This window comes from Sandarakinorhabdus sp. (assembly GCF_031430775.1).
In the GTDB taxonomy this organism is placed as follows: Bacteria; Pseudomonadota; Alphaproteobacteria; order Sphingomonadales; family Sphingomonadaceae; genus Sandarakinorhabdus.
The window spans coordinates 1-8,754 of sequence record NZ_JANPCD010000119.1 but is presented as its reverse complement, the minus strand read 5'-3'; the positions used below and the strand labels follow the sequence as shown (position 1 = coordinate 8,754).

Genomic DNA, 8,754 nt, shown 5'->3' with positions numbered 1-8,754 from the left:
CCTGGGCCGTTTTGCGGCATGATGCTGGCCGACCACGGCGCCGAGGTGATCCGCGTGGACCGGCCCGGCGCGCGCATCGATGCACGCGACCCGTTGTTGCGCGGGCGGCGGGTGATCGGGGTGGATATGAAATCCGCCGATGGCCGCGCGCTGGTGCTCGATCTGGTGAAATCCGCTGATGGTTTGTTCGAAGGGTTTCGCCCCGGCGTCACCGAGCGTCTGGGGCTTGGCCCGGCGGAGTGCCATGCCGTCAATCCGGCGCTGGTTTATGGCCGCATGACCGGTTGGGGGCAGTTCGGGCCTTATGCCCATGCTGCCGGGCACGACATCAATTACATCGCGCTGGCCGGCGCGCTGCACACTTTTGGCCGGGCCGGGGAAAAGCCGACGCCGCCGATCAACATGGTCGGCGATTTCGGCGGCGGCGGCATGATGCTGGCGTTCGGCATGGTGTCGGCGCTGTTGCATGCGCAGAAAACCGGCCAGGGCCAGGTCATCGATGCCGCGATGACGGACGGGGCAGCGGCGTTGATGGCGATGATCTGGGGCTTTCGCGCCAATGGCATCTGGAAGGACGAGCGCGGGGTGAACCTGCTCGATACCGGCGCGCACATGTACGACACCTATGAAACGTCGGATGGCAAATGGATCTCGATCGGCAGTCTTGAGCCGCAATTTTATGCGCTGTTGCGGCAAAAGGCGGGGCTGGCCGAGGATCCGGATTTCGATGCGCAGATGGACTCGTCGCGCTGGCCGATCCTCAAGGCGAAGCTGACGGCGCTGTTCCTTGGCAAGAGCCGCGATGAATGGTGCGCCATCATGGAGATGACCGATATCTGCTTTGCGCCGGTGCTGTCGATGGCCGAGGCGCCGCACCATCCGCACAATGTGGCGCGCGGCACGTTCGTCGAGGCGGGCGGCGTGATGCAGCCGGCGCCGGCGCCGCGATATTCGGAGACGATGACGGATGCCGTGCGGATGACCAATGTGGCGGATACCGATGCCGTGCTGACCGGGCTGGGTTATGATGCTGACAAGGTGGCCGCGCTGAAGGCAGGGGGCGTGGTGCGTTGAAACTGGCGCCCTATGCCACGGACTGGCGGGTGTCGCGCGGGCGGCGGTTCGATGAACCGGCGTCGGAGACGCGCACGCCCTATAGCCGTGACCGCGACCGCATCGTGCATTCCGGCGCGTTTCGGCGGCTGCGGTACAAGACCCAGGTGTTCGTGGCGCCCGACGGCGACCATTTCCGCGTTCGGCTGACGCACAGCCTTGAGGTGGCGCAGATTGCCCGCACGCTGGCGCGGGCATTGGCGCTTGACGAGGATCTGACCGAGGCGTGTGCGCTGGCGCATGATCTGGGGCATCCGCCGTTCGGGCATAGCGGCGAGGATGCGCTGGAAGTGGCGATGGCGCCCTTTGGCGGTTTTGATCACAATGCCCAGACGCTGCGCATCGTGACGCGGCTGGAAAGCCGTTATCCGGGCTGGGACGGGCTGAACCTGTCGTGGGAGACGCTGGAGGGGTTGGCCAAGCATAACGGCCCGATTTATCTGCCGACATGGGCCATGGCGCAGGCAGATGCCGACTGGCCGCTCGATCTGGCCGGCCATTCGGGGCTTGAGGCGCAAGTGGCGGCAATGGCGGACGATATCGCCTATGACAATCACGATCTGGATGACGGTATTCGCGCCGGACTGTTCACGGTGGAGGAGGTGGCGGCCGCCGTGCCGTTCACCGCCGATTGCTGGGCGGCGGTGATGCGGCGCTGGCCGGGCGTTGCGGCCAGGCCCAATGATCGTTTGCAACGCCTGGTGCCGGAATTGGTGCGCGAACAGATCGGGCGGATGACAGCGGATTTGCTGGCGGAGACCAGAATGCGCCTGGCAGCTGCTGCGCCGGCCGATGCTGCCGCTGTGCGCGGCGCGGGGCGGACGCTGGTGGGCATGTCTGCCGACATGGCCGGCGCCGTGAGGGCGCTGAAGGATTTCTTGCGCGCCCGCATGTATCGTCATCCGCAGGTGGCACGGCTGCGCGACCCGTCGGAACAGGTGGTGGCCGGACTGTTTGCCGTGCTTCATGACGATCCGTCGGCGCTGCCCGGCGACTGGGCGGCGCTGTGCCCGGCGTCGGAACCGGCGCGGGCGCGGCACGTCAGCGACTTTGTCGCCGGCATGACCGACCGCTATGCACTTACCCTTTACGAACGGCTGATCGGGCCGTCGCCTCTGCCAAAGGACATGACGACATGACGCAAATCCATGGGCACGCAGATCCGCGCTTTGCCGCCGCCAAGGACGTATTGGCCGCCAGCATCACGCGCGGCGATGATGTGGGGGCGAGTTTTTGCGCCACAATCGACGGCGAGGTGGTGGTCGATATCTGGGGCGGCGTTGCCGATGCCGATACGGGTGCGGCCTGGGAAAAGGACACGATCGTCAACGTCTATTCGACGACCAAGACGATGACGGCGCTGACGGCGCTGCTGCTGGCCGACAGGGGCGAGCTGCGATTCGAGGAGCGCGTGGCGCATTACTGGCCGGAATTTGCCGCCGCCGGCAAGGACGCGGTGACAGTGGCACAGCTGATGAGCCATTCGGCCGGCCTGTCGGGCTTCAAGGAGCCGGTGGCGCCCGAAGACATCTATGACTGGGACAAGGCGACAGCGTTGCTGGCGGCGCAGGCGCCGTATTGGGAGCCGGGCACGGCGCCGGGTTATCATGCCATGACACAGGGCTTTCTGGTCGGCGAAGTGGTGCGGCGCATCACCGGGCAGACCCTGGGGACGGTGTTTCGCACCGAGATCGCCGAGCCGCTGGGCGCGGATTTCCATATCGGCCTGCCGCAAAGCGATGATGGCCGGGTGGCGCGGCTGATTCCGCCGCCGCCGGGCGGCAGCATCGGCAATGTGTCGAACAGCTGGCTGACGCAGAACATGGCGAGCAACCCCGCCATCGACCCGCGCGCAACCACGACCCGGGCCTGGCGCGGCGCCGAACTGCCGGCAGCCAATGGCCATGGCAATGCGCGGTCGGTGGCGATGGTGCAGACGCTGATGGCCAATGGCGGCGTGGCGGGCGGCAAGCGCATCCTGTCCGAAGCCGGGGTGCGCCGGGCGCTGGAGCCCCAGATTTCGGGCGATGACCTGGTGCTGGCGATGCCGCTGAATTACGGCATGGGTTATGGCCTGCCGGGGCCGTCGCGGCCGTTTCCCAACCCGAACACGGTGTTCTGGGGCGGCTATGGCGGGTCATTGGTGGTCTGCGACATGGATACGCGGATGTGCATGGCCTATGCGATGAACAAGATGGCGCCGACGACGACGGGCGACATGCGCGCCGGCATGCTGGCCATGGCGATGTGGCAGGGGATGATGGCATGATGCGGATATGGATTGCTGCCGCCCTGCTGGCGTCGCCTCTCGCTGCCGCGCCCGCGCCGCACAGTTTGGCGCTGGCGGCGGGCTACAAGGCGGCCTTTGTGTGTTCGGGGCGCTGGAATGCCGGGCAGGACATGGCGGCGATCACGGCGGACGACCTGACCGGCATCTATGGCGACTATCAGGCGCTGGTGGCCGATCTGCCGGTGGCAGTGGATGATGCAGCGCGAACCGTATCGGTTGCTTTTGATGCAAAGCTGCCGCCGCGCATTGCGGTGTGGCGGCCGTTGCTGGGCTGTGCCCAATTGCCGGTGGGCGCGGGGCCGGATGTGGCGGCGCTGGTGCCGCGATTGACGCCGGATCTCAAGCAGCCCGATCTTGCCAGGCTGGATGCGGCGCCTTGGCCGCTGGGGGATGCACAGGCAAGCGCGCGGATGCTGCGCCGCCTGCGCGCGCGGCTGGACGCGCTGGTGGCGGCGGGATTCGCGGGGGATTAGGGTAGTGATCGCACGACGGCGCTGATCGACAACAAGGACGGGCGGATCGTGGCGGAACGTTACCGCGCCGGCTGGACGATGCACACCCCGCAGCGCACATGGTCGGTGGCCAAGTCGCTCACCGCAACGCTTGTCGGCCGGGCGGTTCAGATGGGGCTGGTCGATGTGAATGCACCGGCGACGGTGCCGGAATGGGGCGCTGCCGGCGACCCGCGCGCGCAGATCACCATGGCGCAACTGCTGCGGATGAATTCGGGGCTGTGGACGGACGGGCCGGGCAACCGCACCGATGAAGTTTATCTGGGCGGGGCCAGCGTGACGCAGACAGCGGCGACCATGCCGCTGGAACATGCGCCGGGCAGCCATTTCAACTACAGCAACAACGACATCCTGCTGGCGGCACATGCGCTGAAAAGCCGGCTGGGGCCGCAGGGTCTGGGCTTTGCGTTCACCGAAGTGCTGTGGCCATTGGGCATGACGCGGACAACGCCGGAAACCGATTGGCAGGGCAATTTCGTGCTGTCGAGCCAGGTGTGGATGACGGCGCGCGACATGGCGCGGTTGGCGCTGCTGTATCAGAACGGCGGCAAGGCTGGCGGCCGGCAGCTGCTGCCCACTGACTGGCCGGCGTTTGTCGAGGCGCCGACGATGACCCAGCCCGAGGGGCGGCGCGAAGGTTATGGTGCCGGTTTCTGGCGCCTGTCCGGCGTCGCGGGCTTGCCGGCGGGCACGTACCAGATGAACGGCAATCGCGGCCAATATGCGGTGATCGTGCCGGCCGCTGGTGTCATCGTCATTCGGCGCGGGTTCGATTTGCCTGGCAAGCCGTTCGACCCGGCGCGGTTTGCCGCCGATGTGCTGGCAATCTTGCCCTGAAGCATCGGCATTTTCGTCCGGGATGTGCTAGGATCGCGCCATGAATGATGATTGGACGATTCCGCAGGATTGGGCGCATTTCACGCCGCAGGACCATGGTGTGTGGGACACGCTGTTTGCGCGGCAGGCTGCCATGCTGCCGGGCCGGGCGAGCCAGGCATTTCTGGACGGGCTGGACGTGCTGCATTTGTCGAAGCCGGGCATACCGGATTTTGCCGAGCTGTCGGAGCGGCTGATGGCGCTGACAGGCTGGACGGTGGTGGCGGTGCCGGGGCTGGTTCCTGACGATGTGTTTTTTACCCATTTGGCGAATCGGCGTTTCCCGGCGGGCAATTTCATCCGTAGGCCGGACCAACTGGATTATATCCAGGAACCCGATGTGTTCCACGATGTGTTCGGCCATGTGCCGATGCTCAGCCACCCGGTTTTTGCCGACTATCTGCAAGCCTATGGGCAGGGCGGCCTGCGTTCTTTGGGCTTTGGGTCGTTGCACCATCTGGCGCGATTGTATTGGTACACGGTCGAATTCGGCCTGATCCGCGAAGCGGAAGGGCTGCGCATCTATGGCGCGGGGATCGTGTCGAGCTTTGGCGAGAGCCATTTCGCGCTGGAATCGGATAGCCCCAACCGCATCGCCTATGGTCTCGAACGGCTGATGCAGACACGCTATCGCATTGACGATTATCAGCAATCCTATTTCGTGGTCGATGATTATGCGCAGTTGCTGCGCTCCACGCTCGATACGGATTTTGCACCGCTGTACGCTCGGCTCAAGGACTTGCCCGACCTGGCGCCTGCGGATGTGGTGGCGACCGACCGCGTCCTGACGCTTGGCTCGCAACGCTATGCATTGCAAAAAACGAACCAATAAGGTTATTTATTGTTGACTAGCGTCACGCTTTAGGTTAGATAACTGTCATGCCAGCGGAATCGGTCCAGACAGGACGACCGGGGCAAGATGGAGCAAGCGATGACCAAGCAGCCGCACATTTGTTGGTCTGCAAGGGACAAGCGCGCATTCCTTGATCTTCTTGCCGATAGCGGCGACCCGGTGGCTGCGGCGCGGCAGGTGGTTCGTCCGGTCGTTGAGGCGTTTGCCCTGCGCGACAGCGATCCGGGCTTTGCCGCTGGCTGGGCGCGGGCGGTGAACATCGCCTGGGAGCAGGTCGAATTTCGGGTGTTGGCGGCGCTGCTGATGCAGCCGGACCCTGCCGATACCGACAAGCCTGCCAAGCCAAAGTTGCAAACGGACTGGTCGATAGCCGGCTTGTGATGGCTGTTCTGGCCCGCCGCGAGGCGCAGGTTTCAGTTGAACAAAGCAAGCCGGTGGACAGTCTCAGCGTTGCGCGTCTGCGCAAGGAAATTCGCCAACTGGCAGCGGAAAATGCTGCTGAAGCCTTGGCTGGCCGGCCGCTGGACACCGGGCCGGACCGATACTGATTCATTGCAACATTCATCAAGGGAGCCGGCACATTGGACCAACCGGCAGCATCCGAGCTTGAACTGTTTCACGACTTGCAGCGTGTACAGCGCCTCAGCCTGCAAGCCAGTTTTGGCGAGCCCGCGCTGATGGCCGGCTTGACCGGAGATGGCAGCCTGCGCGAGAGCCAGCGTCCGCCGGACGGAGACTGGACAATCTGGGCGATTTTGGCAGGGCGCGGTTTTGGCAAGACCCATGCCGGGTCGGAATGGGTTCATGCCCGCGCCGCCGAAGCTGGCAAGCGCATTGCGTTGGTCGGCGCGACGCTGGATGCGGCGCGGGCCGTGATGGTGGAGGGCGAATCCGGGCTGCTGGCCCGGGTGCCGCCTGGCCAGCAACTGACATGGACGCCGAGCCTGAGGCGGATCACCTGGTCCAACGGCAGCGAGGCGCGGCTGTTTTCGGGCGGGGAGCCCGACAGTTTGCGCGGCGGCCAGTTCGATTATGCCTGGGGCGATGAATTTGCGCATTGGGAGCGGGCGGAGGCGACGCTGATCAATTTGCGGCTGGCGACGCGGCTGTGGATGTGAGCCAGACCAGCAAAGGCGTGGTGCTGTCGGGGCCAGGTCTGGCGGTGGCGGCGCATGGCAGCCGGACGGCGCTGGCCGACCCGCGGCTGTTGTTTGCGGGAGGAACGACATGAGCGCGAGCCTGAAGTTGCAAAAGCGCATGGTCGCGGCGCTCACCGGCATGGCCGGGGTGACGGGCGTTTACGACGGTCCGCCGGCAGATGCGGCCCCGCCGTATCTGGTGGTCGGCCCCGACCTGGTCGGTGATTGGGGAACCAAGACAGAGACCGGTCACGAGCACCGGGTCCCCTCAGCAGCCCCAGCTTGAAGGCAATGCCGATCAGGGTCATCGCCACCACCGTGCGCACCACCCAGCCCAGCATCATGCGCAGCACCGATTTCTTCGCGTCGCGCCAACCCTGCACCAGCTGCCGCAGCTCGATGATGTCGGCCCCCGCATGGCGCGCATCCGGGAACGCCGCCGCCATCCCGGCAGCCAGCGCGGCGCCCGCGCGTGTTTCCGCCGCTTTTGCCGCCCGGTTCCCGGCTCGGTGCAGGCCGGAAATCACCCTCGCGCCGCTCATATCGGTTGTGCCTCGCAGCGCAGCACCACACGGTCCGGCAGCCGCGGATCGCGCTCGGCCAGCAACACAATCAGCGTCTCGCCGCGCCACCATAGCCGGCTGGTCAGCCCGAGGCGTGCATCCTCGCGCATCGTCACGCGCCAGCGCCGGCCCGACCGCCGCGCCTCGCCCAGCGCCGCCGCCGTGCCCGCATCGGGCGTAATCGCGGCAAACGCTGGCCCGGCGCTGATCCAACTGCCAGCAGCCGTGCCCGCAGCATCGCGCGCCTCGCGCCAGTGTTCCATGACAACCCGCTCACGCAGGCCGCCTGCCATTTCATCTGTCATGGCCATCACCCCAATTTTCATCAACCGAGCCGCATCCGCCGCCATGGCCGCCAGAGCGCCGCGACTGCCGCAGGCGGCGGTCCGGCATCAGCCGCATCGCGGTGGGTGTACAAATGCGTCACCAGCCGGACGATCCCGGCGCGCAACCCTTCGGGCAGGCCTTTCCAGTCCGGCGCAATGCCAGCACGGAACGACACGCTTGCCGACTGGGCAGGCAAACCCACAAGTCGCACCCAACCCTGACCGCCGGCATCGATGTCGGTTTCGAATGCTCCGGCTGCCAGCGCCCCACCATCGGCAGAAACGCCGCTGATCGCCGTCACCGGCGCGGTCGTCAGCCGCTGCCAGACAAGATCGCGGCGCAGTGTTTCGCTGCCCCCGCGTTCGAAAAGCCAGCTGCCGACAAAGGCCTCGCACAGCGCCGATGCCGCGCGGATATGCCCGGCAAGCAGCGCGTCCTCGTCATCACGGTCAAGGCGCAGCGCCGCCTTGACCTCGGCAAGCGTGACCGGCGCCGACACGGCCTCCATGGATGTGACCAGTCGCATCGGGCCGGATCACAAGCCTTGCCTCTATGATGGTGCGATTGCGGCATTGCATCTGGCTGAAAATGGCACGGCGGCGCCGGTCATCGCCGATATCCGAGCCGTGTCGGCGGCGTCGGAACGTGATTATCTGGACTGGTGCGGCGCGGTTCTGGGCCGGGCGACGCTGGCGCTGCGTGACGCGGCGCTGGCTGCGGCACCGGGCTGCGAGACGCTGCTGCTGTTCTACGCGCCGCAGGTGCTCAATGCCGCCGCGCCCGAGTTGATCCGCGCCAATGCGCCGATTGCGTGGGCGCGGCCGGCGTTCGATGTGCTTCAGCTCGAGGACTATACGTTCGTGACGAGCGGTGATGCGGCAGGGCAGGCCAGGGGCCGGGCAGTTGTCGGCGAACGCCTGGGATACCCATTGGCCGAGCAGCATTATTTTTCCGGTTTCGTGCTGAACGGCGGTGACCGCCTGAAGGAGTGGCCGCTTGCGCGAGCTCAGGTTCGAGGCGTTCGTGCTGGCGCTTGATCTGGTGCGGGAGGAAAGCAATCCGCCGCGTCCCGCCGTCGGTG

General features: G+C 66.1%; 13 protein-coding genes and 1 pseudogene. 11 read left to right on the top strand and 3 right to left on the bottom strand.

Annotated features, from left to right (window positions below; all coding sequences use genetic code 11):
* The 10 genes from RMQ73_RS07500 to RMQ73_RS14270 all read left to right on the top strand — a co-directional run.
* Positions 1 to 1,074 (top strand): CaiB/BaiF CoA-transferase family protein (locus RMQ73_RS07500; protein WP_310497476.1); only part of this gene is annotated, 1,074 nt, incomplete at its 5' end.
* Complete coding sequence (locus tag RMQ73_RS07495) at positions 1,071 to 2,252, top strand: deoxyguanosinetriphosphate triphosphohydrolase (protein ID WP_310497475.1); 1,182 nt, start codon at positions 1,071 to 1,073, stop codon at positions 2,250 to 2,252. The genes RMQ73_RS07500 and RMQ73_RS07495, both read left to right, overlap by 4 nt.
* Positions 2,249 to 3,382, top strand: coding sequence for a serine hydrolase domain-containing protein (locus RMQ73_RS07490; protein ID WP_310497474.1), 1,134 nt, complete (start codon positions 2,249 to 2,251; stop codon positions 3,380 to 3,382). Before RMQ73_RS07495 ends, RMQ73_RS07490 begins: the two co-directional genes overlap by 4 nt.
* Positions 3,379 to 3,876, top strand: a complete 498-nt coding sequence (locus RMQ73_RS07485) for a hypothetical protein (protein WP_310497473.1) — start codon at positions 3,379 to 3,381, stop codon at positions 3,874 to 3,876. Before RMQ73_RS07490 ends, RMQ73_RS07485 begins: the two co-directional genes overlap by 4 nt.
* A gap of 21 nt (positions 3,877 to 3,897) precedes the next feature.
* The gene (locus tag RMQ73_RS07480) at positions 3,898 to 4,752 is read left to right on the top strand and encodes a serine hydrolase domain-containing protein (protein WP_310497477.1); all 855 of its coding nucleotides are present in this window, start codon (positions 3,898 to 3,900) and stop codon (positions 4,750 to 4,752) included.
* Between the two features lie 40 nt (positions 4,753 to 4,792).
* Complete coding sequence (gene phhA, locus RMQ73_RS07475; RefSeq protein WP_310497472.1) at positions 4,793 to 5,623, top strand: phenylalanine 4-monooxygenase; 831 nt, start codon at positions 4,793 to 4,795, stop codon at positions 5,621 to 5,623.
* A gap of 99 nt (positions 5,624 to 5,722) precedes the next feature.
* The gene (locus RMQ73_RS07470; protein ID WP_310497471.1) at positions 5,723 to 6,025 is read left to right on the top strand and encodes a hypothetical protein; all 303 of its coding nucleotides are present in this window, start codon (positions 5,723 to 5,725) and stop codon (positions 6,023 to 6,025) included.
* Entirely contained in the window at positions 6,025 to 6,192 is a 168-nt protein-coding gene (locus tag RMQ73_RS07465) for a hypothetical protein (RefSeq protein WP_310497470.1), read from the top strand. Before RMQ73_RS07470 ends, RMQ73_RS07465 begins: the two co-directional genes overlap by 1 nt.
* A 33-nt stretch (positions 6,193 to 6,225) precedes the next feature.
* Complete coding sequence (locus tag RMQ73_RS07460) at positions 6,226 to 6,762, top strand: terminase large subunit domain-containing protein (protein WP_310497469.1); 537 nt, start codon at positions 6,226 to 6,228, stop codon at positions 6,760 to 6,762.
* Between the two features lie 109 nt (positions 6,763 to 6,871).
* Complete coding sequence (locus RMQ73_RS14270) at positions 6,872 to 7,069, top strand: DUF3168 domain-containing protein (RefSeq protein ID WP_409049850.1); 198 nt, start codon at positions 6,872 to 6,874, stop codon at positions 7,067 to 7,069.
* Between the two features lie 40 nt (positions 7,070 to 7,109).
* Here RMQ73_RS14270 and RMQ73_RS14265 read toward each other — a convergent pair.
* The 3 genes and pseudogenes from RMQ73_RS14265 to RMQ73_RS07445 form a co-directional block, all read right to left on the bottom strand.
* A pseudogene (locus tag RMQ73_RS14265) lies at positions 7,110 to 7,229 on the bottom strand (DUF6127 family protein); the annotation flags it as partial.
* A gap of 92 nt (positions 7,230 to 7,321) precedes the next feature.
* Positions 7,322 to 7,657 (bottom strand): head-tail adaptor protein, encoded by a 336-nt coding sequence (locus RMQ73_RS07450; RefSeq protein WP_310497466.1) that lies wholly within the window; start codon positions 7,655 to 7,657, stop codon positions 7,322 to 7,324.
* A 14-nt stretch (positions 7,658 to 7,671) separates the two neighbouring features.
* Positions 7,672 to 8,199: a head-tail connector protein gene (locus RMQ73_RS07445; RefSeq protein ID WP_310497465.1), complete on the bottom strand. Its 528-nt coding sequence runs from the start codon at positions 8,197 to 8,199 to the stop codon at positions 7,672 to 7,674.
* On the opposite strand from RMQ73_RS07445, the gene RMQ73_RS07440 reads away from it, so the two are divergent.
* Positions 8,180 to 8,710 (top strand): hypothetical protein, encoded by a 531-nt coding sequence (locus tag RMQ73_RS07440; protein WP_310497464.1) that lies wholly within the window; start codon positions 8,180 to 8,182, stop codon positions 8,708 to 8,710. The two genes, RMQ73_RS07445 and RMQ73_RS07440, sit on opposite strands and share 20 nt — an antisense overlap.
* The last annotated feature ends 44 nt before the right edge of the window (positions 8,711 to 8,754 follow it).

What these genes read in the sequence shown, in the direction of transcription:
- RMQ73_RS07490 (WP_310497474.1), top strand. Translation starts at nt 2,249, where the DNA reads ATGACGCAAATCCATGGGCACGCAGATCCGCGCTTTGCCGCCGCCAAG.
- RMQ73_RS07485 (WP_310497473.1), top strand. Translation starts at nt 3,379, where the DNA reads ATGATGCGGATATGGATTGCTGCCGCCCTGCTGGCGTCGCCTCTCGCT.
- phhA (WP_310497472.1), top strand. Translation starts at nt 4,793, where the DNA reads ATGAATGATGATTGGACGATTCCGCAGGATTGGGCGCATTTCACGCCG.
- RMQ73_RS07470 (WP_310497471.1), top strand. Translation starts at nt 5,723, where the DNA reads ATGACCAAGCAGCCGCACATTTGTTGGTCTGCAAGGGACAAGCGCGCA.
- RMQ73_RS07465 (WP_310497470.1), top strand. Translation starts at nt 6,025, where the DNA reads ATGGCTGTTCTGGCCCGCCGCGAGGCGCAGGTTTCAGTTGAACAAAGC.
- RMQ73_RS14270 (WP_409049850.1), top strand. Translation starts at nt 6,872, where the DNA reads ATGAGCGCGAGCCTGAAGTTGCAAAAGCGCATGGTCGCGGCGCTCACC.
- RMQ73_RS07450 (WP_310497466.1), bottom strand. Translation starts at nt 7,657, where the DNA reads ATGGCCATGACAGATGAAATGGCAGGCGGCCTGCGTGAGCGGGTTGTC.
- RMQ73_RS07440 (WP_310497464.1), top strand. Translation starts at nt 8,180, where the DNA reads ATGGATGTGACCAGTCGCATCGGGCCGGATCACAAGCCTTGCCTCTAT.
- RMQ73_RS07445 (WP_310497465.1), bottom strand. Translation starts at nt 8,199, where the DNA reads ATGCGACTGGTCACATCCATGGAGGCCGTGTCGGCGCCGGTCACGCTT.